The organism is Streptomyces sp. SN-593 (assembly GCF_016756395.1).
Lineage (GTDB): Bacteria > Actinomycetota > Actinomycetes > Streptomycetales > Streptomycetaceae > Actinacidiphila > Actinacidiphila reveromycinica.
Genome location: NZ_AP018365.1, coordinates 7,622,741 through 7,647,030, shown reverse-complemented (window position 1 = coordinate 7,647,030; position 24,290 = coordinate 7,622,741). Strand labels below are relative to the sequence as shown.

Here is a 24,290-nt window from a genome sequence, read left to right as displayed (position 1 = left end):
CACCCGGCCAGTCCTGGCCGGTCGGGCGACGTGCGCCGGGCATTCCTACCGGGCGGGCACGGACGGGGAGGCGGCACCGTCGGCGTAGGCACGCGCGTAGCGGGTGTCGCCCAGGGCGGTGCGCGCGGTGCGCTCGTACTCCTCCCGGACGGCGCGCAGTTCGGGCGTGCCGCGCTGCGGGTGGCCGACGCTGCGCCAGAACGTCTCGCCGTGGCCGTAGACGCGGACGGCGTGCTCGGCCCGGCCGGCGGCGGCGAGCGCGGCGGCCAGCAGGTCGAGGCCGAGCGCGGTGCCGAAGGCGTCACCCAGTTGCCGTTTGGCGTCGAGCATGGCGCGGGCGCGGGTGGCCGCCTCGTCCGGGCGGCCCTGGAACAGCGCGATCAGGGAGAGCTGGTAGTCGAGGTAGGAACGGGTCCACCACTCGCCGATCTGCTCGCAGTGGGCCCGCAGTTCGACCGCGTCGCCCCGGGCCCGGTCCAGGTCGCCGAGGCCGGTGCTGGCGAAGACGGCCACCAGGTGGCAGCGCAGCCGCGCCGGGGAGTCGAAGGCGAGGCCGGGCGCGGCGTCGAGCGCGGCGCGCACGACACGGCGGGCGTCCTCGGCGCGGCCGGTGAGCAGCGCCAGCAGCCCGGCGAGGTAGGCGGCGCCGAGCTGACCCTCCTTGTCGCCGTCGTCGTCGGCGGCGCGCGTCGCCTCCTCGCTGACGCGTAACGCCTGGTCGTAGGCGCCCTGGAGGGTCAGGACCACGCCGAGGGCGGCCAGCGCGCGGGTGCGGGCCGGGCCGGGCCGCACCGGGCGGCGCGCGGCGGGCGGTACCGGATCGCGCGGCACCACGGGCGTCGGGTCGGAGGGCGGTGCGGCGGGCGGCGGGTCGGAGGGCGGCGCGGCGGGCGGCCGGTCGGCGGACGGCGGTGCGGCGGAGGCGCGCGGGTCCGGTACGGCCAGCGCGCGTTCCAGCGCGGCGCGGGCCTCCTTCAGCCGGCCGCAGCAGGTCCAGAAGAACACCAGCAGCCCGGCGAGTTCGGCGCCGCGCTCCGGGTCGGCGTCCGCCAGGTGCTCCAGCGCGGTGCACACGTCGGTGTGGGCCTCCTCCACCGTCCGGTAGCAGCGGCCCTGCTCGCCGCTGCTCCAGTTCCGCTCGGCCCGGCGGACCAGCGCCAGGACGTGGTCGGCGTGGCGGGCCGCCAGTGCCTCCTCCTCGCCCAGTCCGCGCAGCCACTCGCGGCCGTACTCGCGGATGGTGTCGAGCATCCGGTAGCGGGGGCCGTCGCGGCGCACCACGCTCTGCGCGACCAGGCGCTCGACGCCGGCCGCGACGGCGTCCGGGTCCAGCGGGCCGCCGGCGGTGACCGCGCGGGCGGAGGCGAGGTCGAAGGAGCCGCGGAAGACCGTGAGGCGGGCCCACAGCAGGCGGTCCAGCGGTGCGCACAGCTCGTGGCTCCAGCCGATGGCGGCGCGCAGCGTCAGGTGGCGGCGCGGCCAGACGAACCCGGAGCGGCGGACCAGCACGTCGAAACGGGAGTCCAGGCGGGCGGCGACGTCGGCGACGGAGGTGTCCGGGCCGACCTGGGCGGCCGCCAACTCGACCGCCAGCGGTATGCCTTCGAGCTTCCGGCAGATCAACGAGGCCGCCTCGGTGGCGCCTTCGGCGGACAGGGCGTCCGGGTCCTGGGCGCGGACGCGCTGGGCGAACAGTTCCCGCGCGTCCTCGGCGACGGGCAGCGGATCGACCTCGACGACCTGCTCGGCCATGCACCCCAGCGGGCGCCGGCTGGTGGCGAGCATGCTCAACCCCGGTACGGCGCCGAGGACTTCGTCGACCAGCCGGGCGACCGGCTCGACCAGGTGCTCGCAGGAGTCGAGCACCAGCAGCAGCCGTTTTCCGGCCAGCCACTCGCACAGCGCGTCCACCGGCATCCGCGGGGAGTGGTCGGACAGGTCGACGGCGTCGCTGACGGTGGCGAGCAGGAGGTCGTCGCCGTCGAGGGTGGCCAGGTCCGCCCACCAGACACCGTCGGGAAAGGTCCCCGGCGACAGTTCGGCCAGCCGCGCGGCCGCGCGCTGCGCCAGCCGGGTCTTGCCGACCCCGCCGACGCCGGTGAGTGTGAGCAGCCGGCGCGACGCCAGCAGACCGCCCAGCCTGGCCAGTTCGGGTCCGCGTCCCACGAAACCCGTCGTCTCCTGCGGAATGAAGCCCTTCATGGTCACAGCCTCGCATCGCGCGGAAGTGTTTCGCGCGGCCTTCCAGGAACGGTGTTCCCGCCGCCGTGTCCGAAAACGATCGCGCGGGCGCGCCCGACCCCGCCCCGACATACCGTCAACCGCTCCTCCGCATACCGGCGGACCAGCCCATTTCACCCTTCCGCGCTGTCGAGTTGATCGAGTTCACGGAAGCGAACACGATTAAACAGGATGTGCGGATCACGGTCCGGCAACGCCTCGACAGGGAGACGTTGACGCACTTCTCCATGTGGCGTAGAACTACCCTGCGATTGCGATGGCGTTTCATCTTGGTGACTTCTGTTGGAAACGGATCGGCGGGAAGAGACGCCGAGGCATCCACAACCCGCCGGTTCTCGCCAGCCGTCCACCGGATACGCCCACACACACATGGAGGCACCATGTCGGAGGTCGAGTCGTCGGGCAGCACGGGCAGCCCGCTGTCCGCGACCCGCAGGAACCTGCTCAAGGGCGTCGGGGCCGCGGGCCTCACCGCCGCGGGCGGCGGCCTGCTCGCGGCGTGCGGGGGTTCCGACAAGAAGAAGTCGGAGAGCAAGCAGCCCGTTGCGGGCAGCACGGTGACATTCGGGTCGAACTACTCCGACCCGGCCGTCAAGACCGCGTTCGCGTCCCTCACGGCGGCCGCCACCGCGGCGACCAAGGTGAAGGTCAAAATCAACACGGTCGACCACGACACCTTCCAGACGAACATCACCAGTTACCTGCAGGGCACCCCGGACGACCTTTTCACCTGGTTCGCCGGATACCGCATGCAGTACTTCGCGGCGCAGGGACTGGCCGAGCCGCTCGACGACGTGTGGGAGAAGATAGGCGGCAACTTCAGCGCCGCGGCGAAGAAGCTGTCCACCGGGCTCGACGGGCACCAGTACCTGGTGCCGATCTACAACTACCCGTGGGTGGTCTTCTACAACAAGAGCGAGTTCGCCAAGCGCCACTACACCATCCCCACCACGTGGGACGAGTACGTCGCGCTGGCGAAGCAGATGAAGAAGGACGGCATCATCCCGATCGCCTTCGCCGACAAGGACGGCTGGCCCGCGCTCGGCACCTTCGACATCCTCAACATGCGGATCAACGGGTACGACTACCACACCAAGTTGATGACCCACAAGATCCCGTGGACCGACCAGGGCGTGCACACCGTCTTCCAGCACTGGGCCGAGATCCTGCCCTACACGCAGACCGGTGCCAACGGGCGGCTGTGGCAGGACGCCGCGAAGGCGCTGGAGGCCAAGCAGGCCGGCATGATGTTCCAGGGCACCAACCAGGTCGCCGCGCAGTACGTGACGGACAAGGCCGACCTGGCCGACCTGGACTTCTTCACCTTCCCGGCGATCAACCCGCAGTGGGGCCAGGACTACATGGACGCGCCCACCGACGGGTTCATGCTCAGCAAGAAGGCGAAGAACACCGACGCCGCCAAGGCGATCCTGGAGTACATCGGCACCGGCCCCGCCGAGTCCACGTACCTCAAGACCGACCAGTGGGACGTCGGCCTGGTCAACGGCCTCCAGGTGCCGACCTACGACGCGATCCAGAAGAAGTCCGTGCAGGAGATCGCCAAGTGCAAGGCGGTCGCCCAGTTCATGGACCGCGACTCGGACCCGGCGATGGCCAACGCGATGATCGCGATCTGCCAGAAGTTCATCGACGACCCGAGCAGCTCCAACATCACCAAGCTCCAGCAGAGCGCGGAGAAGCAGGCGAAGGCGATCTACTCCTGATGAGCGCCACGTCCCAGGGGCGTACCCCGGCGGCGGTGTCGGACAAGCCCGAGGACTCCACGTCCCCGGCCCGGCGCCGCCGCCGGCGGTTGCGCACGATGACCGTCCGCGACCGCATCGTGGTCGCGGTGCTGCTCGGCATACCCCTCCTGCTCGACCTGGCCTTCGTCTGGTTCCCGGCGATCGGCACGGTCCTGCTGTCGTTCACCAAGTGGAACGGCGTGGGCAGCCTGCACGAGAAGACCTGCCAGCCCAACATGCCGTCGATCCTCAACAACGGCTGCTGGTACGGCGTGCAGAACTACCACCAGGCCGCCACCATCTACCCCGAGTTCTGGCCCGCGGTCCGCCACAACCTGCTGTGGCTGGCGGTCTTCGTGGTGATCGCCACCCCGCTGGGCATGCTCTTCGCGGTGCTGCTCGACCGCGGACTGCGCGGCACCCGCGTCTACCAGAGCCTGCTCTTCCTGCCCGTGATGCTGTCGCTGGCGCTGATCGGCATCATCTGGGAGTTCGTCTACTCCCAGAACTACGGCCTGATCAACACGGTGATCGGCAGGAACGGGAACAGCAACGCGATCGACTGGCTCGGCAACCCCCACCTCAACCTGTGGGCGGTGCTGCTGGAGGCGACGTGGCGTCAGGCGGGCTACGTCATGATCCTCTACCTGGCCGGGCTCAAGGCCGTCGACCCGACGCTGCGGGAGGCCGCGATGATGGACGGCGCGAACCCGTGGCAGACCTTCTGGCGGGTGATCTTCCCCGTGATGAAGCCGATCAACATCGTCATCATGGTGGTCACCGTCATCGAGAGCCTGCGCGCCTTCGACCTCGTCTACATCACCAACAAGGGCATCAACGGCCTGGAACTGCTGTCGGTGCTGGTGACCTCGAACATCGTGGGCGAGACCCAGCGGGTCGGCTTCGGCTCCGCGCTCGGCGTGGTGCTCCTGGTGATCTCCCTGGTTCCGATCACCATCTTCCTCTACCAAGCGTTCCGCCGGGAGGACACCCCGTGAGCTCCGAGACCCTTACCCGCCCGCGGGCCGAGGCGCCGCGGGTCGGCGGCCCCGGCGCCAAGCCGAGGCTGCGCGGGCAGATCGCCTCGCAGGCGTTCCTGATCATCGCCTCGGTGCTGTGGATCCTGCCGATCCTCTTCGCGCTCTACGTGGCGGTGCGCCCCTACTCCGACACCCGCAAGTACGGCTACGTGTCGATGCCGCACCACCTGACCTTCCAGAACTTCCGTGACGCCTGGTCGCAGTCGGACATGGCGCACTTCTTCTGGAACTCGGTGCTGATCACGGTGCCGGCGGTGGTGATCGTGCTCGCGCTGGCCTCGGGCGTCGCCTTCGTCCTGGTGCGGGTCAACGTCAAGGTGAACGTGGCGCTGCTGATCCTGTTCACCGCCGGGAACCTGCTGCCGCAGCAGGTCATCATCACCCCGCTCTACCGGATCTACCTGAAGATCCCGCTGCCGCACTTCCTCGCGGACAGCGGCCTGATGTACAACTCGATCTTCGGTCTGATCGTCGTCAACGTCTCCTTCCAGCTCGGCTTCTGCGTCTTCGTGCTGAGCAACTACATGCGGTCGATCCCGGGCGAGATGTACGAGGCGGCGCTCGTGGACGGGGCCGGCCTGTGGACCCGGTTCTGGCGGCTGACCGTGCCGCTGTGCCGCCCCGCGCTGGCCGCGCTCGCGACGCTGCTGACCACCTGGATCTACAACGACTTCTTCTGGGCGATCACGCTGATGTCCTCGGGCGACAAGCGCCCGGTGACCTCGGCGCTGGCCAACCTCCAGGGGCAGTTCGTGAGCAACCAGAACCTCATCGCGGCGGCCGCGATGATCGCCGCGATCCCGACGCTGGTGGTCTACCTCTGCCTCCAGCGGCAGTTCATCGCGGGCCTGTCACTGGGGTCGAGCAAGGGCTGAGCCCGCGCGTCACGCGCCGTACGCCGCCAGCGCGGCTTGGAGCCTGGGCAGGTCCGGGCCGTGCGCGGCGTTCAGCCCGGTCAACGCGCTGGTGCGGCGCAGCCGGTAGTCCACCGTGTTCGGATGGACGTGCAGCCGTTCCGCGGTGCGCCGCCGGTCCAACCCGCAGGCCAGGAAGGTGCGCAGGGTCTCCAGCAGGTCCTCCCGGCCCTCCAGCGGGCGCAGCAGCGCGGCGAGCCGGTCACGGGCCGGGCTCGGCAGCGTGAGCTGGTACTCCAGCAGCACGTCGTCCAGCCGGTACAGGCCCGGGCCTCGCCCGCAGCTCTCGGCGACCTGCCGGACCCGGGCGGCCAGCCGGGCCGCCCCGGCGACGTCCTGCGGCGGCGCGGCGACCGCGGCCGCGGTCAGCTCGGCGCCGCAGGCCCGTGCCATGTCCCGCAGCAGCCCGGCCAGCCGGTCGAAGTCGGCGTCGGCACGGGGGTCCTGGCCGGGGTAGGCGCCGGCGGCGGCGCCGGGGTCCTGGGGACCGGCGGAGGAGCCGGCGCGGAGGCCCTGACCGCTGGAGGAGCCGGCGCGGGGTCCCTGGCCCACCGGGGAGCCGGCGCCCGCACCGGCGTCGTCGGTCCCGGCGAGGCGGTCGATTCCCGTGCGCGGGTCCACTCCCGCGGGGGTGCCCCCGGACCGGAGCGCGGCCGCGGCGGGCACCAGTGCCACGCCGCCGTCGGGCGACAGGGCCGACAGCGCCTCGCCGTGCGCCCAGCGGTCCAGCTCCGCGCGCATCCGGCGCAGCTTGCGGCCCGCCGCGATCCCCGTGTCCACGCCGGGCGTGCGCTCGTCCGGGTGCGGGGCGGCCGCCACGCTCACCACCCAGTAGCGCTCCGGCAGTCGCATGCCCGCCCGTTCGGCCGCCTGCCGGGCCGGGCCGCCGTCCAGCAGCGCCGACAGCAGTGCCTGGCGCGCGCTCTGCCGCTCGCCGAGCGCCGCCCGGCTCTCGGCGATGTACCCGGCGAAGACCGACTCGGTGACCGCGTTGAGGTAACGCAGCAGCAGCTTCTGCGCGGTGAGCACGTCGGCCAGGTCGTCCGGCCCGGCCTCCGCCAGCACCTCGTCCAGGCACTCGTACGCGCCCAGGAAGTACGCCCCGACCACCGCGTCCAGCGGGATGTGCTCCTGCGCGCGGCGCACCGCCGAACGGTGCGTCAGCTCCAGTTGGTCCGCGGTGGGCGGCTGCCCGGTCCGCAGCACCTGCGCGAAGGAGCGGATGCCGCGGACCACGACCGCGGTGATGTCCCCCCGCAACTGCTCGGCGGGCAGCGACGCGTAGACCGGTATCCGCTCCGTCAGCCGGGTGACCACACGGGCGGCCAGCTCGTGCACGGCCGTGACGAGCCGCTTGTCCAGCGGGACACCGCCGATGCTGATCGGACCGGTCGGGGCGGGCGGCAGGACCGACGGGGCCGGGGCGGCCGACGGCCCCGGGGGCGTCGAGGAGGCCGGGGCGGCCGGGCGGGTCGGAGTCGTCCGGGCGGCGGGGCCTGGCTCCGCCGCGGGCTGCGTCGTCACAGGGCACCTCGCGGGTTGCGGGCGCGCGGGTCGGATCGCGGAGCCGTACGCGCCCCGATACGGGACCTTCCACTATTACCTACGGGTAACCCCGGTGTGAAGTGAGGCTCCCGGCTTTGTGCCCGGTCACAACCCGGCGGGTGAAAGTCTGCGCCACCGCCCCAGGCTCACCGCGGTCCGGCCCGGCCCATGATGACGTGACCCCGTGAGACCCGCCGAACCCGTCCGCCCCACCCGCACCGCGCCGACCGCCCGGCCCACCACGGCCGCCGCGGCCGCCGCGCACCCCCGACCGCCCCACGGCAGCCGACGCATCGCCGGCCGCCCCACGGCAGCCGGCGCCCCACCCACCGCCGTCATCCGACGCACCGCCGTCACCCGACGCACCGCCGTCACCCGCCCGACCACCGAGCACCCGAGGAGAGCCGTGCGCAAGCCCCACGCCCTGGCCGTGACCGCCGCACTCGCCTGCACCTGCATGCTCCTGCCCGCAGCCGCCGCGTCGGCCGCGGCGCCGTCCGCGACCACCGCGCCCGGCGCGACCGTGCCGGACCAGGACCCCTTCTACGCCGCCCCGGCCGACATCGCGTCCTACGCGGCCGGCGCGGTCGTGGACAGCCGTCCCGTGCCGGACGTCAACCTCTTCGGCATCTCCGTGCCGGTGAACGCCTGGCAGATCTCCTACCGCACGAACGACTCGCACGGACGGCCCGAGTTGGCCGTGACGACGCTCGTGGTGCCCAAGGCCGCCTGGACCGGCTCCGGGAAGCGGCCGGTGGTCTCGCTCCAGACGCCCGAGGACAGCGTCGGCACCAGTTGCGCGCCGTCGTACCAGATCGCCACCGGCAAGGACGTGCAGGACGCCGCACTGGGCGCCCAACTGCTCGCCGCGAACTGGGCGGTGGCGGTGCCGGACTTCGAGGGGCCCGCGTCGGTGTTCCTCGCCGGTCCGCAGGCCGGGCACGCCGTGCTCGACGGCATCCGCGCGGTGAAGGCGTTCGGCGCCGCGGGCGTCGGCCCGTCCAACCCCTGGGCGCTGGACGGCTATTCGGGCGGCGCCGAGGCGACCGGCTGGGCCGCGCAGCTCCAGCCCTCCTACGCACCGGACGTGAGGCTGGCCGGTGCCGCGATCGGCGGACTGCCCTCCGACCCGGCCGCGGTCGGGCGCTACATCGACGGAACCGCCTTCGCCGGCTTCGAGTTCGCCGCCGCCTACGGGATCGCCACCGAGTTCCCCGAGGCGGGCATCGACGGGCTGCTCAACGCCAAGGGCCAGAAGGACTTCGCGTCCATCAAGGGCACCTGCGAGACGAACATCCTGCCGGCGTACGCCTTCCGGAAGCTCAACGAGGACACGTCCGTCGCCGACCCGTTCTCCGTCCCGTCGGTCGCGGCCGTCCTGCGCGCCAACACGCTCGGAGCGGTCGCCCCGTCCACGCCGGTCTACGACTACCACGCCGACACCGACGAGATCGTGCCCGTCGGGCAGGACGACACCACCGTCGACGGCTGGTGCGCGGCCGGCGGCACCGTGCAGAAGGTCCGCGACCTGCTGGGCGAGCACGTGGAGGAGGTCGTCGCCCGCGCGGTGTCGGTGCAGGTGTTCCTGGCGGACCGCTTCGCCGGCAAGCCCGCGGGCGACAACTGCTGACACCCCGTCCCGGTCCGCGGCCCGCCCCGGCCGGTCGGAGGGCGCCCGATCCGCCTCGGACGGTCGGGCACCCTCCGCAGTGCGTGGCCGGGCCGGGCCCGGCGCTGCGGGGAACGCGGGGCGCGCGGCGCTTCCGCCGGGCACCCGCGTTCCGCCACGGGGAGCCTCCGCCGAGCCTGACGGCCCGGGGGCCGGTCCCCGTCCCGTGCGGGGCCGGGCGAGTCGCCGCGCCGTGCGGGCCGGACACGCGGTGCGGACGGTCACGCCGTGCGAACGGTTGCGCCGGGTGGACGGTTGCGCCGGGTGGACCGGTCGGCAGCGGCCGCGCCATGGCGCGCGCTACGGCCGAATGGAGGGAATTGGCGCGCATTCCGGTCGATGGTGGTGCGAGGGACGCCAACGCGGGCAGGAGCTAGCCGACCGACCACCAGACCGACCGACACCACCGAGCTCCCTACCGCGCATCGAGACCCACATGACCGTCACCACTGTCGCCAACCCGCGTGGCGACCCCGGATACGAGGCGACGCTGCCCTGCGTGCCGCAGAGCGCGCGGTCGGCGCGCAGCCTCGTGTCGATCGTGCTGAGCGTGTGGGCGCTGGACGACCTGGCCGACGACACCACCCTGGTGATGGACGAACTGGTCGCCAACGCAGCCCGCCACGCCAGCGGTTCGCGGCTACGGGTGTCGATCACCCGCCCGGCCGACCACCTCGTCCGGGTCGCGGTGACCGACCACTGCCCCGAACTCCCGGTACTCATGCGCCCGGACGCGCAGGACGAGCGCGGCCGCGGCCTCGTCCTGGTCACCGCCCTCGCCGCGGCATGGGGTGCCGTCCCCCTGCGCCGCGGCAAGCGCGTATGGGCCGAGGTCGGCCCCCACCCCTGAGCAGGGCGCACCCGCTCCGCCCCTGCCCGGCCCGCGTCGTCCGCCCGCACCCTGGCACCCTGTCCCGCGTGGACCCGAGAACGTACGCCGTGGACGGCTCGCCGTCCGTGACGGCCGACGAACTGTGCGACCGGATCGACCTGCTGGACCGCCGCGTCGCGGCCTTCGTGGCCGACGCGGAGTCGAGCGCCGCTCGCCGGACCCGCGTGCGGGGCGCCCTGGCGCAAGCGCACGCCCGGTGGCCCGTGGCAGGGGGACGACCGCCGCTGTTCGGCGTTCCGGTCGCGGTCAAGGACATCGTGCGTGTGGACGGGCTGCCGACCCGCGCCGGGTCGCGGCTTCCCCCGGAGGTGTTCGCGGGCGGACAGGCCGTCGTCGTGGACCGGCTGCGCGCGGCCGGCGCGGTGGTCGCCGGGAAGACGGTGACCGCCGAGTTCGCGATGAGCGCGCCGGGCCCCACCCGCAACCCGCACGCGCTCGGCCACACCCCCGGCGGCTCCAGCAGCGGCTCGGCCGCGGCGGTCGCGGCCGGCATGGTGCCCCTGGCGATCGGCACGCAGACCGTCGGCTCGGTGATCCGCCCGGCGTCGTACTGCGGCGTCGTGGGCTTCAAGCCGACCGCGGGCCGCATCCCGACCGGCGGGGTGATCCCCAACGCGCCCACCCTCGACACCCTCGGGATCTTCGCCGCCACTCCGGGGGCGGCCGCGACCGCCGCCGCCGTGCTGTGCGACGGCTGGCGGCCGCTGCCGCGGGTCCCGTCCCGACCGCCGGTCTTCGGCGTGCCCGACGGGCCGTACCTGGACCAGGCCGGGGAGCAGGCCCGCACCGCGCTCGAACGCCAGGTGGCGGCACTCACGCGCGCCGGGCTCGACGTGCGGCGGGTGCCGTCGTTCGCCGGCCTCGCGGCCGTCGCCGGCGACCTGTTCGCCGTGAACCGCCACGAGGCCGCGCGCAGCCACGCCGTGTGGTTCCCGCGCCACGGCGCCCTCTACCGGGAGCGCTCCGCGGCCACCGTCCGCGAGGGCCTGGCGGTCTCCCGCGCCCGGTACGAGGAGGCGCTGCGGGCGCGCGACGCCTTCCGCCGGGAGCTGCTGGCGGCGACCGACCGGGCCGGCGTGGACCTGTGGATCTGCCCGGCCGCCACCGGTCCCGCGCCGCGCGGGTTGTCCGGCACGGGCGATCCGGCCCTGTGCCTGCCGTGGAGCTACGCCGGCTGGCCGTCGCTCTGCCTGCCCGCCGACCGGACCGCCGACGGGCTTCCGATCGGCTCCCAGTGGGTGGCGCGCCCGGGCGCCGACGAGTGGTTGCTGGCGTGGGCCCGGGCCGTGGCCCCGCTGCTCGCCCCGCCCGGCTGACGTGTGGGGGGAGGAACAGGGCGGGACCCCGGCGGCATTGCGGCGCCCCGGGCGGGTGGACGGGGTCAGGGGGTGCGGGGGTCAAGGGTGCACGTAGGCCGCCAGGTGCTCGCCGGTGAGGGTGGAGCGGGCGGCGACGAGGTCGGCGGGGGTGCCCTCGAAGACGACCCGGCCGCCCTCGTGGCCCGCGCCGGGGCCGAGGTCCACGATCCAGTCGGCGTGCGCCATGACCGCCTGGTGGTGCTCGACCACGACCACCGACCTGCCGGCGTCCACCAGGCGGTCGAGCAGGCCGAGCAGTTGCTCGACGTCGGCGAGGTGGAGGCCGCTGGTCGGCTCGTCGAGGACGAGGACCCCGCCCTTGGCGGCCATGTGCGTGGCGAGCTTGAGCCGCTGCCGCTCGCCGCCGGACAGGGTGGTGAGCGGCTGGCCGATGCCGAGGTAGCCGAGCCCGACGTCGGCGAGCCGGGTGAGGACGGCGTGCGCGGCCGGAGTGCGCGCGTCGCCGTCGCCGAAGAACTCCGCGGCCTGGTCCACCGACATCGCCAGCACCTCGCTGATGTCGCGGCCGCCGAGCCGGTGGTCGAGCACCGACGCCTCGAACCGCTTGCCCTCGCACACCTCGCAGACCGCCGCGACCCCGGCCATCATCGCCAGGTCGGTGTAGACGACGCCGGTGCCCTGGCAGGCGGGGCACGCGCCCGCGGAGTTGGGGCTGAACAGCGCCGGCTTCACGCCGTTCGCCTTCGCGAACGCCTTCCGGATCGGGTCGAGCAGCCCGGAGTACGTCGCGGGGTTGCTCCGCCGCGACCCGCGGATCGGGCTCTGGTCGACCGACACCACGCCCGCCGCCGCGCCGGCCGGGCCGTTCGCGAGCGACCCGTGCACCAGCGAGCTCTTGCCGGACCCGGCGACGCCGGTGACCACGACCAGCACCCCCAGGGGGATGTCCACGTCCACGTCGCGGAGGTTGTGCGTCGCCGCGCCGCGGATCGGCAGCACCCCGGACGGTGCGCGCACCGTCGGCTTGATCGCCGCCCGGTCGTCGAAGTGCCGCCCGGTGACGGTGCCGGACGCCCGCAGCCCCTCGACGGTGCCCTCGAAGCAGACGCTCCCGCCCGCCGTGCCGGCGCCGGGCCCGAGGTCGACGACGTGGTCGGCGATCCCGATCGTCTCCGGCTTGTGCTCGACCACCAGCAGGGTGTTGCCCTTGTCGCGCAGCCGCAGCAGCAGGTCGTTCATCCGCCGGACGTCGTGCGGGTGCAGGCCCACGGTCGGCTCGTCGAAGACGTACGTCACGTCGGTGAGCGAGGAACCCAACTGGCGGATCATCTTCACCCGCTGTGCCTCGCCGCCCGACAGGGTGCCCGACGGCCGGTCGAGCGAGAGGTAGCCCAGGCCGATCTCGGCGAAGGCGTCGAGCGTGTCCCCGAGCGCGGCGAGCAGCGGCGCGACCGACGGCTCGCTCAGGCCCCGGACCCAGGCGGCCAGGTCGCTGATCTGAAGGGCGCAGGCGTCGGCGATGCTCAGCCCGGCCACGCGCGAGGAGCGCGCCGCCTCGCTCAGCCGGGTGCCCCCGCACTCGGGGCAGGCGGTGAAGGTGACCGCGCGGTCCACGAACGCCCGGATGTGGGGCTGGAGCGACTCCCGGTCCTTGGAGAGCATCGACTTGCGGATCTTGGGGATCAGCCCCTCGTACGTGAGGTTGACGCCCTCGACCTTCACCTTCACCGGCTCGCCGTACAGGAAGTCGTGCATCTCCTTCTCGCCGAAGTCGCGGATCGGCTTGTCCGGGTCGAGGACGCCGGACTCGGCGTAGACCCGGACGGTCCAGAAGCTGTCGGGCTTCCAGCCGGGGATGGTGAACGCGCCGCCGGCGATCGACTTCGTGTCGTCGTAGAGCTGGGTGAGGTCGATGTCGGAGACGCTGCCGCTGCCCTCGCAGCGCGGGCACATACCGCCGGTGCGCTGGTACGTCACCTGCTGCGCCTTCCGGCCGCCGCGCTCGACGGTCATCGCGCCGCTGGCCCGGATCGAGGGGACGTTGAAGGCGTACGCGCTCGGCGGGCCGACGTGCGGCTCACCCAGGCGGCTGAAGAGCACCCTCAGCATCGCGTGGGCGTCGGTGGCGGTGCCGACCGTGGAGCGGGGGTCGGTGCCCATCCGCTGCTGGTCCACGACGATCGCGGTGGTCAGGCCCTCCAGGACGTCGACCTCGGGCCGCGCGAGCGCGGGCATGAAGCCCTGCACGAAGGCGCTGTACGTCTCGTTGACCAGGCGCTGCGACTCCGCGGCGATCGTCCCGAACACCAGGCTGCTCTTGCCCGAGCCGGACACGCCGGTGAACACCGTCAGCCGCCGCTTCGGGATCTCGACGCTGACGTCCCTGAGGTTGTTCACCCGGGCGCCGTGCACCCGGATCAGGTCGTGGGCGTCGGCGGGCCGCGCTCCGGCCCCCGCGTCCGTCGCCGCACTCGCCGCCGCGCCCGTCGTGCCGTCCGTCGTGCTCATCGTGTCTCCGTCCGCTCCGCAGCACCGCCCCGCGCGGTCCTGGTCCCGACCGGCGCCGTCCCGACCGGTCCCGCCTGCTCCACCGGCCCCTCCCGGTCCGGCCAGGTAGGTCCGGCGGGTCCGGCGCCCGCCCCGCGACCGGCGGCCACGGCCCCCGGTACCCCCGACGCGGGGTGCGGATCGGCGTCCTCCCAGGTCGAGGGGGCAGAAGCGAGACAATAGCCGGAAGGTACGACAACCCACGGAACGGAGTGGTCCTCCCATGTCCCCTCTCTCACCGGCCGCCACGGCGCCCGTGCGCACCCTCTCCGACGGCACGCAGTTGCCGGGGCTCGGCCTGGGCACGTACCCGATGGACGACGCGGAGGCGGAGCGGGCGGTCGCCGAGGCGATCCGGCTCGGCTACCGGCTGGTCGACACCGCGGTGAACTACGGCAACGAGGCCGGCACCGGCCGCGGTGTACGGCACGGCGGGGTGCCGCGCGAGCAGATCGTGGTCACCACGAAGGTGCCCGGGCGCGACCACGGCTACGAGGAGACGCTCGCGTCGTTCGAGGAGTCCCGCAAGCGGCTCGGCCTGGACTACGTGGACCTGTACCTCGTCCACTGGCCGCTGCCGCGGGTGGACCGGTACGTGGACACCTGGCGGGCGATGGTCAAGCTGCGCGAGGAGGGCGTGGTGCGCTCGATCGGGGTGTCGAACTTCACCGCCGCGCACATCGACCGGCTGGAGCGCGAGACCGGCGTGCTGCCGTCGGTGGACCAGATCGAGATGCACCCGCTGTTCCCGCAGGAGGAGTTGCGGCGCCAGCTCGCCGGCAGGGGCGTCGTGGTGGAGAGCTGGAGCCCGCTCGGCCGGGGGTCCGACCTGCTCGCCGACCCCGCCGTGCGGGCGGCCGCCCAGGCGCACGACCGCACCCCCGGCCAGGTGGTGCTGCGCTGGCACACCCAGCTCGGGGTGGTGCCGATCCCGAAGTCGGGCGACCCGCAGCGACAGCGCGACAACCTCGACATCTTCGGATTCGAGCTGTCGGAGGCGGAGTTGGCGGCGGTCACGGCCGGCGAGCGGCGGCGGCTGGGCGGCGACCCGAACCAGCACGAGGAGTTCTGAGCCGCCGGGGTCCCGGATGCCCGGGCCACCGGTCCGGGCACGACACGCCCGGGGAAGAATGTCCCGTTTGCAGCGTATTGCCCCGAATGCGATGGTGGAGTTCCAAGCCGACCAAGAGGAGATGATCCCATGGCTTCGGAGCTGACAGCCCCGGTCGAGACGGCAGCGCTTGCCGCTGAGGTCGAAGGACTGCTGGATTCCGCGGAACCTGAAGGCATCTACCGTGACACCCGCGAATGCGGTGCAGGCCTCCTGCTCGCAGGACTGCTTCTGATCTCACCGCCGACCCCGCGTCCGAAGACGGACGCCCGCTGACGCGGAAGGCGACACGTTGGCCGAGCAGCCGCAGCAGGACACCTCGCTGAGCGCTGTGGTCGCCGACATCGCCACGGGAGTCGCGCTCGCCCTCGACGGCGGGCGCGACTCCTACGCGCTGTCCGGTGTCCTCGCGCAGGACGACCCGGTCGCACTCGCGGCGATCAGGGTCCTGGGGGCGGACGTGCTGGCGCCGTACGCGCCGTACGCCGACACGACGGCGGGCGGTGCCGCGGGCCGGGGCGCCCCGACTCCTCCGACGTCCCCGACGTCCACGGCGGGCACCGCCGGGACCGCGGGCCCGCATGCCGACCGGCTCGCGGACGAGGCGATCGTCCGCAAGGCGCTCGCCGCCTATCCCCCGGGCGCCGACGCCTCCGACGTGTCCGTGTGGAGCTACCGCGGGCTGGTGGAGGCGTCCCGGGCCTTCCTGCCCGGGGGTTCCGCGTCCGCCGGCTCCCCCGGCGGCCAGGACGGCCGGCCGGCCGAACCGCGCGCGGGCACCGACTGGTTGCGCACCGACCCGTGGCCGAAGCTCGCGCACCGCGCCTCCCAGCTCGGCGCGCTCTCGCTGCCGGGCCTGGCGCCCGCGCTCGCCGAGGGCCTGGCCGCGCGCACCGAGGACCTGGCGCGCGGCTTCGTCCGCGCGGTCCGCCGCCGCGACTGGCTCCAGGCGGCGGGGATCGGCCGCTGGCTGGCCCGGGTGCCGGACGTCCCCGACACCCTCGGGCTGGACACCGGACTGGCCTACGTGCTGCGGATGAGCGCGGGCGATCCCCGCGTTGCCCTGCACACCGCGGTCGCCCGGCGCTTCCACGGACGCGGGGTGCGGTGAACGCCGCCCCGGGCGGAGCCGAGCGGCCGGGCGCGGACCCGCGCGCCGGCGGGCGGCGTGCGGCCGCGGACGCGCGCGGGCCGGGCGGACCCGCCCACCCGGACGGCGCCGTGCCTCCCGGGGGCGAGCGGGCGAACACACGCACCGGCGCAGGGGCGGACCGGCCGCACCGGCCGCACCGGCGTACGAGCGTGGACCCGCGCGAGCGGGACGGGCCGGAAGGGCCGAACGAGCCGCGCGAACCGGCAGGGCCGGAAGGGCCGGGCAGGACGGTCGCGCCGAGCAGGACGGTCGGGCCGGGTACGCCGGGTACGCCCGGCGCCCCGGACCGGGACGCGTTCCCCGCGCGGCCGGGCGCGGAGGACGGCCCACCGCATCCGGACGCCGAGTTGCTGGACCGGATCGTCGCGGGCGCGCTCACCCGGATCGACGCGATGCGGCCGTCCTTCCGGCTGCCGGCCGACGTGGCCACCGACGCCGATCCGAACCTCACCCTCAAACCGCTCGGCGAGCTGGCCGAGTTGACCGACGTGGTGCGCGCCTGCCACCCGCTGCCCGCGGTACGGGCCCTGGCGGACGACCTGTTCGCCTTCGCCTGGCGGGAGACCCGCGACGGCGCGCTCTTCGCGGAGCTGGTGCGCGGCGAGCCGCAGGCCACGTACCCCGTCGAGCTGTACGGCGTCTTCGCGCGCGCCGGCCTGCGCCACCCGGGCGCCGAGGAACTGCTCGCGGCCACCACTCGGCTGCGGCTGTGGCGGCTCGCCCGCGAGGACCACACCCGCACGCTCAACGTGCTCAACGCCGAGCGGCGCGTCGGCCTGCCCCAGCACGCCGACTTCGCCGCCGTCCTGGCCCGCACCGGGCTGGGCGCGCGCCCCGAGCCGTGGGCGCTGGACCTGCGCACCGCGTACGGCGTCACCCACGACGTCTTCCACGTCACCGACTGGGGCCGCACCCCGTGGCGGATGCCCGCCGCCCTGGCCGGCTACCTGCGGCTGTGGCTGCCGGCGTGGACCACGAGCTGGTCCGAGGAGCGGCAGTGGGACCTGACCGGCGAACTGCTCGCGGTGGCCGCGTGCACGCCGGGCGTGCCGTACGACCCGTTCGCCTGGCGGGTACTGGCGGCGGCTCAGCACCCGGACGGCGCTGTACCGGAGACCGGCGACGGTCCGCCCGAGGGCGCCGCGCCCGAGGCGTGGTTCACCGGCTGCTACCACTCCACGCTGGTGGCGGCGTTCGCCGCGACGCTGGCCCGCACCGCCCCGGCCGCCTGCGCCGGACCTCGGGCACCCGACGCCCGCGGCGCCGCCACGACCGCCGGCCCGTACCCGTACCCGTGTCCGAGTCCTTCCGCGGACGCGCCCCCACCCGCACCCGCCGAGAGCGAGGTCCTGCCGTGACCGCCGCGCCCCCCGCGCTCCTGCACCGTGTCGGCGACCAGGCGCTGGCCTGGCTGCACACCAACCGCGAGTACTTCCGGCTCACCGACGACGACCGCGAGACCGGCCGCGGACTGGTCGAACGCCTCAAGCCGATCGGCGAGTTGGCGATCAACATGCGCGTGCTGGCACGCGAGGGCGTCGCGGGATCGCGGCAGCACGACCTGTCGGTGCGGCTGCTGGACTTCGCCTGGCGGGACCTGCTGGACGGCGGCAACGTCCTGGCCGACCTCCAGGCGCAGGAGCCGCTCTCCCCGGTGCCCCTGGAGATCTACGGCAGCCTGCACGAACTCGGCCACCGGCACCCGGGGTTGGAGGCGGCGATCGACCTCGCCCGCACCACCGCGAGCTGGCAGGCCGTCGAGATGCTCCCCAACCGGCGGCTGGGCCTGCTCAACTCCGAACGCAAGCTGGGCCTGGTGCCCAGCGGGGACGCTGAACAAGCCCTGGACGCGACCTGGTTGGGCCGTACCCCCGAGCCGTGGACGGTGCAACTGCACATCGCCTACGACGTCACGCACACCGTCTTCCACCTCACCGACTGGGGCGCGGCGCCGGACCGGTTGCCGCCGCGGATCGCCGACTACCTCGCGCTGTACCTGCCGGCGTGGGCGGCGGACTGGGCGGAGCTGGAACACTGGGACCTGCTGGGCGAGTTGCTCGTGGTCGACGCGTGCCTGCCCCGCCCGGCGCTCGACGCGGGGCTGTGGGAGCGCTACGCCGCCGCGCAGGCCCCCGACGGTGCGATGCCCGTCCAGCACGCGATGCCCGAGGGAGGACCGGCGACGGTCTTCGACCTCGTCCACCACCCCACGCTCGTCGCGGCGTTCGCCTCCGCCATGGCGACGTCCCGGGCGCTGTCGTCGGACGTCGCCGCGTGACCGGCCCCGCGGCGGGACGGCCCCCGGCGGCAGCGGGACCCACCGCCGCCCCCGCCGCCGGGTCCGCCACGCGGACGGACGCCGAGCGCGCGGCCGCGGAGCCCGAGGGCCACGCCGCCACCGCGACGGCGGTGGAGCGGGCGCTCGCGCGGGTCCGCGCCCCCGACGTGGTGCTGGCCGTCTCCCGCGCCGGCCGCCGGACCGTGGTCACCGGCGGCACCGCACTCCCCCGGCTGCCGCGCACGGACCTGCGGTACGAACTGGGCTCCCTGTCCAAGACGTTCACCGTCCTGCTGCTGGCCGCGCTGGCCCGCGAGGGCGCGCTCGGCCTGGACGACCCGCTGGCCGCGCACCTGCCGGGGCTGCCGCTGCCGCACCGGCACTCCCGCGCGATCACGCTGCGGCACCTGGCCACCCACACCTCGGGGCTGCCCCGGGTACCGCGCGACCTGATCCCGGGAGCGCTGCTGCGGCCGTACACCAACGGCTACGCCGGCTACGACCGCGAGCGGCTGCTGAGCACCTTCGCCCGCACCCGGACGGCACACGCCCCCGGCAGCCACTGGCACTACTCCAACCTCGGGATCGCGCTGCTGGGCCCGGCGATGGAGAGCGCCGCCGGCGCCGACTACGCCACGCTCCTGGCCGGACGCGTGCTGCGCCCGCTCGGCCTGTCCGGCACCACCGTCGGTCCCGCCCCGGACGGGAGTGCGGCCGCCGTCGCCGCCGCGGTCGGCCACCGCCCCGACGGCCGCACCCCGTTGCCGCCCACCGACATGGCGGCGTTCACGCCGGCCGGCGCGGTCCGCGCCACCCCCGCCGACCTGCTGGACTACGCCGAGGCCCTGCTCTCCCCCGACGCCGCCGCGGACGGCGGCGCGCCGGTCCTTCTGCGCGCCGCCCTGCGCGACGTCCAGGTCCCCCAACTCCGGCGGGGCCTGGGCCGCCGCCACACCCACACCCTCACCTGGTACCTCCACCCCGGCCCCGGCGGCCCGGTCCTCTTCCACGCCGGCGCCACCTTCGGCCACCAGTCCTTCCTGGGACTGCACCCGGCCACCGCCACCGCCGTGGTCGGCACCGCCACCCGCCACGACCGCACCTGCGCCCTGATCGGTGCCTGCTACGCGCTCCTGCACGACCTCGCGGGCCCCGCGGCGCAGGGCTGAGCGGGCCTCCGGGGCACCGCGCTCGGGCGGCGGAGCCGGGGCGCCGGGAGGGAAACCGCACGTCCGCAGGGTGGACGGGAACGCGCGGCCGGGTACCGGGGGCATCGGACCACGCGCCCGGGTGTGCTTATGCTCGAACAATGACGACGCGTGAACCTCAAGATCCCGCGGCCGCGGGGACGGACAGCCGGCCGACCGCGAACGCGATGCGCCGCGCGCTGCACCGCGCGGAGGAGGGGGTCGCCCTGGACGCCGCCGAGGCGGCCGTGCTGCTCCAGGCCCGCGGCGCCGACCTGGAACGGCTGTCGGCGGTCGCGGGCCGGGTGCGGGACGCCGGACTGGCGGCGGCGGGCCGGCCGGGCGTGATCACGTACTCGCGGAAGGTCTTCATCCCGCTGACCCGGCTGTGCCGGGACAAGTGCCACTACTGCACCTTCGTCACGGTGCCCGGCAAGCTGCGGCGGGCCGGCGAGGGGATGTTCCTGTCGCCGGACGAGGTGCTGGACATCGCCCGGCGCGGCGCCGAAGCGGGCTGCAAGGAGGCGCTGTTCACGCTCGGCGACCGCCCGGAGGACCGCTGGCCGGAGGCCCGGGAGTGGCTGGACGCGCACGGCTACGACGACACGCTCGCGTACGTGCGCGCGATGGCGGTCCGGGTGCTGGAGGAGACCGGGCTGCTGCCGCACCTCAACCCGGGAGTGCTCGGCTGGACCGACCTGCAGCGGCTGAAGCCGGTCGCCCCCTCGATGGGCATGATGCTGGAGACCACCGCGACCCGGCTGTGGTCGGAGCCCGGCGGCCCGCACCACGGTTCGCCGGACAAGGAACCCGCGGTCCGGCTGAGAGTGCTGGAGGACGCGGGCCGCTCCAACGTGCCGTTCACCACGGGCGTCCTGATCGGCATCGGGGAGACCTACACCGAGCGGGCCGAGTCGCTCTTCGCGATCCGCCGCACCTCGCGGCAGTACCACGGCATCCAGGAAGTCATCGTGCAGAACTTCCGGGCCAAGCCGGACACCGCGATGCGCGGCATGCCCGACGCGGAACTCGGCGAGCTGGCCGCCGCCATCGCCGTGGCCCGGATCGTGCTCGGCCCGGCGGCCCGCATCCAGGCGCCGCCGAACCTGGTCGACGGCGAGTACGCGAGCTTCGTCGCCGCCGGCATCGACGACTGGGGCGGGGTGTCGCCGCTGACCCCGGACCACGTCAACCCCGAGCGCCCCTGGCCGCAGATCGAGGAACTGGCCGCGCGCACCGCCGAGGCGGGCTTCACCCTCAAGGAACGGCTGACGATCTACCCGGAGTACGTGCGGCGCGGCGAGCCCTGGCTCGATCCACGGCTGCTCCCCCATGTCAGCGCGCTCGCCGACCCCGACACCGGTCTGGCCCGCGAGGGCGTACGGCCGCGCGGGCTGCCGTGGCAGGAACCGGAGGACGCCTTCCCGTCGGCGGGCGGGCGCACCGACCTGCACCGGACCATCGACACCCGGGGCCGTACCGCGGACCGGCGCGACGACTTCGACGACGTGTACGGCGACTGGGCGGAACTGCGCGAGCAGGCCGCGCCCGGGCTGGTGCCCGACCGGGTGGACGCCGACGTCCGGCAGGCGCTGTCGGTGGCCGCCGACGACCCGACCCGGCTGACCGACGCACAGGCGCTGGCCCTGCTGCACGCCGACGGACCCGCCCTCGACGCACTGTGCCGGATCGCCGACGACGTCCGGCGCGACACCGTCGGCGACGACGTGACGTACATCGTCACGCGGAACATCAACTTCACCAACGTCTGCTACACCGGCTGCCGTTTCTGCGCGTTCGCCCAGCGCCGCACCGACGCCGACGCGTACACGCTCTCGCTGGACCAGGTCGCCGACCGGGCCGAACAGGCGTGGCAGGTGGGCGCGGTGGAGGTGTGCATGCAGGGCGGCATCCACCCGGACCTGCCCGGTTCGGCGTACTTCGACATCGCCCGCGCGGTCAAGGCCCGGGTGCCCGGTATGCACGTCCACGCCTTCTCGCCGATGGAGGTGGTCAACGGCGCGACCCGCACCGGGATGTCGATCCGCGACTGGCTGTCCGCCGCGAAGGAGGCGGGCCTGGACACCATTCCGGGCACGGCGGCCGAGATCCTGGACGACGAGGTCCGCTGGGTGCTGACCAAGGGCAAACTGCCCGCCTCCACCTGGGTCGAGGTGGTGAGCACCGCCCACGAGTTGGGCATCCGTTCGTCGTCCACGATGATGTACGGCCACGTGGACCAGCCCCACCACTGGCTCGGGCACCTGCGGTTGCTCGCCGAGATCCAGCAACGCACCGGCGGGTTCACCGAGTTCGTGACGCTGCCCTTCATCCACACCAACGCGCCGGTCTACCTCGCCGGGATCTCCCGGCCCGGACCGACGATGCGGGACAACCGGGCGGTCACCGCGATGGCGCGGCTGCTGCTGCACCCGTACATCCCCAACATCCAGACGAGCTGGGTGAAGCTGGGCGCGGAGGGCGCCGCGGAGATGCTGCGTTCGGGGGCCAACGACCTCGGCGGCACCCTGATGGAGGAGACCATCTCCCGGATGGCGGGCTCGCGTTACGGGTCGTACCGCTCGGTGCGCGACCTGGTCGCGATCGCGGACGCGGCCGGCCGCCCCTCGCGCCCGCGCACCACGCTGTACGGGGAGGTGCCGCAGGAGCGGGTCGACGCGGCGCTCGCCTCGGACGGGCACCTGCCGGAGCTGCTGCCGGTCCTCGGCGACTGAGCGGCGCCCCCGGCACACCACCGCCCCCGGAACCGCCCGGCCGTCACGGCGCGGGCCCTCCGGGGGCGGGCGGCTCGGGCCGCGGCCTACCGGTTGAGGCGGTCGCGCCAGTCCGACGGCACGCGCTCGGCCGGTCCCGGCACGCTCTGGTCGGCCGGATGGCTCTGCGGCGCCGCCAGTTGGGGACCGTCCTCCACGTACTGCTCCTTGGCGTAGTCCCAGAACCACTCCTCTCCCGGCTCGAAGCTGCGCACCACGTCGTGGCCGGCCGCGGCCGCGTGGGCGCTGGCGTGCTGGCCCGGAGAGGAGTCGCAGCAGCCGATCCGGCCGCAGGCGGCGCAGCGGCGCAGGTGGAACCACCACCCGCCGTTCGCGTCGCACGCGGCGCAGCCGGTGCCGCTGGGCGGCACGGCGGGGTCGATCGCGGCGGCCGCGGGTGTGCCCTGGTTCTCCGACGGGGTCATACGGTCTCCTCCTCGCTGTCCTGGCCGGTCTCCGGCGCGGTCAGGGGCAGGCAGACCCGGAAACGGGTGTCGCCCGGCTCGGACTCGACCGTCAGGTCGCCGTGGTGCTTGTTGACCACGATCCGCCAGGAGATGTCGAGTCCGAGGCCGGTGCCCTGACCGACCGGTTTGGTGGTGAAGAACGGCTCGAAGATCCGCTGCCGGATCTCCGCCGGCACACCGGGACCGGTGTCGCGGAACTCCACCACCAGCCTGCCGTGCTCCGCCGAGGTCCGCACGGTGAGCGTGCCCTCGCCGTCCATGGCGGCGACGGCGTTGTCGACGAGGTTCGTCCACACCTGGTTCAGCTCGCCCGGGTAGGCGGGGATGCGCGGCAGGGTGTGGTCGAACTCCCTGACCACGCGCACACCGGCGCCGATCTTGCCGGCGAGCATCTGGAGGGTGCTGTCGAGCAGCTCGTGGACGTCGACCACCTGGTAGGGGGCGCGGTCGAGCTGGGAGTACTGCCGGGCGGCGCCCACCAGGCCGGAGATGCGGGTGGTGGAGTCCTCGATCTCGTTCATCAGCAGCTCGGTCTCGACGGTGTAGTTCAGCCACCGCACCGCGCTCTCCAGCACCTTGCCGTCGACGGCCGCGGCCACCTGGTCCAGCCACTCCTCGTCGAGCCCGGCCTGCACGAAGGCCGGTGCCAGGTCCCAGCCGCCGGCGATGCCGTGCGCGTCCATCCAGTCCGCGATCGCGTCCTCGCGGTCGGAGGCGTCCATCGGGCTGAGCTGCTCGGCCTTGGCCACCCGCTCGGCGGCCCGCTCCTGGACGCTGACGAGGGTGTCCAGGTCGGCCTGCCGGTAGGGGCCGCCGGCCAGGATCTTCAGCTTGTGCCGCATCCCGGCCACCCGTTCGCGCAGCGCGGAGGTGGCCCGCAGCGCGGCGGCAGCCGGGTTGTTCAGCTCGTGGGTCAGCCCGGCCGACAGGGAGCCCAGCGCCAGCAGCCGCTCACGCTGGCCGACCACCTGCTGGAAGGACTTGTTGCCGAAGAACAGGCCCTCCAGCAGGTGCACCGCCATCGGGAACCACTCGGTGACGATGTGGGCGAAGTCGTCGGCGGCCAGCACGAAGAAGCGCGAAGGAGCCGTCACCCGCATCGAGTTGGTGTAGCGCTGCGGCACCCGGTCGCCCAGGTACGCCTGGAAGGCGCCGGAGTACACGCCTCGCTGGGAGGTCCGGGTCACCTCCACGTCGTCGTCGCCGACCCGCCGGGAGGTCACCAGCGCACCGTCCAGCAGGACGTAGAGGCAGGTGGCGGGGTCGCCCTCGGCGAAGACCGGGCCGGGCTCGATGCTCTCCACCCGGCCGATCCGGCACAGCTTGGCGAGTTGCTCCGCGGTCAGCTTCTCGAACAGGAAGAGGGTGCGCAGCTCGTCCGGGTCGCAGGGGTCCAGCGCTCCCGCGG

18 protein-coding genes are annotated in these 24,290 nt (G+C 74.1%); 13 read left to right on the top strand and 5 right to left on the bottom strand.

Annotated features, from left to right (window positions below; translation table 11 throughout):
• Positions 1 to 45: 45 nt before the first annotated feature.
• Positions 46 to 2,202, bottom strand: a complete 2,157-nt coding sequence (locus RVR_RS38145; RefSeq protein ID WP_237405098.1) for an ATP-binding protein — start codon at positions 2,200 to 2,202, stop codon at positions 46 to 48.
• A 419-nt stretch (positions 2,203 to 2,621) separates the two neighbouring features.
• On the opposite strand from RVR_RS38145, the gene RVR_RS32475 reads away from it, so the two are divergent.
• The 3 genes from RVR_RS32475 to RVR_RS32465 are packed head-to-tail and all read left to right on the top strand — an operon-like array spanning position 2,622 to position 5,901.
• Positions 2,622 to 3,965 carry an ABC transporter substrate-binding protein gene (locus RVR_RS32475; protein ID WP_202237497.1) on the top strand — a complete coding sequence of 448 codons (1,344 nt, stop codon included), beginning with the start codon at positions 2,622 to 2,624 and terminating at the stop codon, positions 3,963 to 3,965.
• A complete protein-coding gene (locus RVR_RS32470; RefSeq protein WP_237405097.1) occupies positions 3,965 to 4,984 on the top strand; it encodes a carbohydrate ABC transporter permease in 1,020 nt (339 codons plus the stop codon). Before RVR_RS32475 ends, RVR_RS32470 begins: the two co-directional genes overlap by 1 nt.
• Positions 4,981 to 5,901: a carbohydrate ABC transporter permease gene (locus RVR_RS32465; RefSeq protein WP_202237496.1), complete on the top strand. Its 921-nt coding sequence runs from the start codon at positions 4,981 to 4,983 to the stop codon at positions 5,899 to 5,901. The genes RVR_RS32470 and RVR_RS32465 overlap by 4 nt, the downstream gene beginning before the upstream one ends.
• A 9-nt stretch (positions 5,902 to 5,910) precedes the next feature.
• On the opposite strand, the gene RVR_RS38140 is transcribed toward RVR_RS32465, so the two are convergent.
• Positions 5,911 to 7,464 carry a PucR family transcriptional regulator gene (locus RVR_RS38140; protein ID WP_237405096.1) on the bottom strand — a complete coding sequence of 518 codons (1,554 nt, stop codon included), beginning with the start codon at positions 7,462 to 7,464 and terminating at the stop codon, positions 5,911 to 5,913.
• A 427-nt stretch (positions 7,465 to 7,891) separates the two neighbouring features.
• Between RVR_RS38140 and RVR_RS32455 the strand changes: the two genes are divergently transcribed.
• From RVR_RS32455 to RVR_RS32445, 3 genes are all read left to right on the top strand, one after another.
• On the top strand, positions 7,892 to 9,115 hold the full coding sequence (locus tag RVR_RS32455; protein WP_202237495.1) for a lipase family protein: 1,224 nt from the start codon (positions 7,892 to 7,894) through the stop codon (positions 9,113 to 9,115).
• A 475-nt stretch (positions 9,116 to 9,590) separates the two neighbouring features.
• Positions 9,591 to 10,004, top strand: a complete 414-nt coding sequence (locus tag RVR_RS32450) for an ATP-binding protein (RefSeq protein ID WP_202237494.1) — start codon at positions 9,591 to 9,593, stop codon at positions 10,002 to 10,004.
• 68 nt (positions 10,005 to 10,072) lie between these two features.
• The gene (locus tag RVR_RS32445) at positions 10,073 to 11,362 is read left to right on the top strand and encodes an amidase (RefSeq protein ID WP_237405095.1); all 1,290 of its coding nucleotides are present in this window, start codon (positions 10,073 to 10,075) and stop codon (positions 11,360 to 11,362) included.
• Between the two features lie 81 nt (positions 11,363 to 11,443).
• Here the strand turns inward: RVR_RS32445 and RVR_RS32440 are convergent, their stop codons facing one another.
• On the bottom strand, positions 11,444 to 13,873 hold the full coding sequence (locus RVR_RS32440) for an ATP-binding cassette domain-containing protein (protein WP_202237492.1): 2,430 nt from the start codon (positions 13,871 to 13,873) through the stop codon (positions 11,444 to 11,446).
• Positions 13,874 to 14,135: 262 nt separating this feature from the next.
• Here RVR_RS32440 and RVR_RS32435 point away from each other — a divergent pair, with 262 nt between their 5' ends.
• The 7 genes from RVR_RS32435 (at position 14,136) to RVR_RS32405 (ending at position 22,376) form a co-directional block, all read left to right on the top strand.
• On the top strand, positions 14,136 to 14,984 hold the full coding sequence (locus tag RVR_RS32435) for an aldo/keto reductase (RefSeq protein ID WP_202237491.1): 849 nt from the start codon (positions 14,136 to 14,138) through the stop codon (positions 14,982 to 14,984).
• A 129-nt stretch (positions 14,985 to 15,113) separates the two neighbouring features.
• Positions 15,114 to 15,299: a hypothetical protein gene (locus RVR_RS32430; protein ID WP_202237490.1), complete on the top strand. Its 186-nt coding sequence runs from the start codon at positions 15,114 to 15,116 to the stop codon at positions 15,297 to 15,299.
• A 55-nt stretch (positions 15,300 to 15,354) separates the two neighbouring features.
• A complete protein-coding gene (locus RVR_RS32425; RefSeq protein ID WP_202239504.1) occupies positions 15,355 to 16,134 on the top strand; it encodes a hypothetical protein in 780 nt (259 codons plus the stop codon).
• A gap of 191 nt (positions 16,135 to 16,325) precedes the next feature.
• Positions 16,326 to 17,534 carry a DUF6895 family protein gene (locus tag RVR_RS32420; protein ID WP_202237489.1) on the top strand — a complete coding sequence of 403 codons (1,209 nt, stop codon included), beginning with the start codon at positions 16,326 to 16,328 and terminating at the stop codon, positions 17,532 to 17,534.
• On the top strand, positions 17,531 to 18,454 hold the full coding sequence (locus tag RVR_RS32415) for a DUF6895 family protein (protein WP_202237488.1): 924 nt from the start codon (positions 17,531 to 17,533) through the stop codon (positions 18,452 to 18,454). Before RVR_RS32420 ends, RVR_RS32415 begins: the two co-directional genes overlap by 4 nt.
• Positions 18,451 to 19,623 carry a serine hydrolase domain-containing protein gene (locus tag RVR_RS32410; RefSeq protein ID WP_346731488.1) on the top strand — a complete coding sequence of 391 codons (1,173 nt, stop codon included), beginning with the start codon at positions 18,451 to 18,453 and terminating at the stop codon, positions 19,621 to 19,623. Before RVR_RS32415 ends, RVR_RS32410 begins: the two co-directional genes overlap by 4 nt.
• Positions 19,624 to 19,763: 140 nt before the next feature.
• Positions 19,764 to 22,376 carry a bifunctional FO biosynthesis protein CofGH gene (locus RVR_RS32405; RefSeq protein WP_202237487.1) on the top strand — a complete coding sequence of 871 codons (2,613 nt, stop codon included), beginning with the start codon at positions 19,764 to 19,766 and terminating at the stop codon, positions 22,374 to 22,376.
• 86 nt (positions 22,377 to 22,462) lie between these two features.
• Here RVR_RS32405 and RVR_RS32400 read toward each other — a convergent pair whose 3' ends face one another.
• Positions 22,463 to 22,840 (bottom strand): UBP-type zinc finger domain-containing protein, encoded by a 378-nt coding sequence (locus RVR_RS32400; protein WP_202237486.1) that lies wholly within the window; start codon positions 22,838 to 22,840, stop codon positions 22,463 to 22,465.
• On the bottom strand, positions 22,837 to 24,279 hold the full coding sequence (locus RVR_RS32395) for an ATP-binding protein (protein ID WP_202239500.1): 1,443 nt from the start codon (positions 24,277 to 24,279) through the stop codon (positions 22,837 to 22,839). Before RVR_RS32395 ends, RVR_RS32400 begins: the two co-directional genes overlap by 4 nt.
• Positions 24,280 to 24,290 lie beyond the last annotated feature (11 nt).

What these genes read in the sequence shown, in the direction of transcription:
- RVR_RS38145 (WP_237405098.1), bottom strand. Translation starts at nt 2,202, where the DNA reads ATGAAGGGCTTCATTCCGCAGGAGACGACGGGTTTCGTGGGACGCGGA.
- RVR_RS32475 (WP_202237497.1), top strand. Translation starts at nt 2,622, where the DNA reads ATGTCGGAGGTCGAGTCGTCGGGCAGCACGGGCAGCCCGCTGTCCGCG.
- RVR_RS32470 (WP_237405097.1), top strand. Translation starts at nt 3,965, where the DNA reads ATGAGCGCCACGTCCCAGGGGCGTACCCCGGCGGCGGTGTCGGACAAG.
- RVR_RS32450 (WP_202237494.1), top strand. Translation starts at nt 9,591, where the DNA reads ATGACCGTCACCACTGTCGCCAACCCGCGTGGCGACCCCGGATACGAG.
- RVR_RS32440 (WP_202237492.1), bottom strand. Translation starts at nt 13,873, where the DNA reads ATGAGCACGACGGACGGCACGACGGGCGCGGCGGCGAGTGCGGCGACG.
- RVR_RS32435 (WP_202237491.1), top strand. Translation starts at nt 14,136, where the DNA reads ATGTCCCCTCTCTCACCGGCCGCCACGGCGCCCGTGCGCACCCTCTCC.
- RVR_RS32430 (WP_202237490.1), top strand. Translation starts at nt 15,114, where the DNA reads ATGGCTTCGGAGCTGACAGCCCCGGTCGAGACGGCAGCGCTTGCCGCT.
- RVR_RS32405 (WP_202237487.1), top strand. Translation starts at nt 19,764, where the DNA reads ATGACGACGCGTGAACCTCAAGATCCCGCGGCCGCGGGGACGGACAGC.
- RVR_RS32400 (WP_202237486.1), bottom strand. Translation starts at nt 22,840, where the DNA reads ATGACCCCGTCGGAGAACCAGGGCACACCCGCGGCCGCCGCGATCGAC.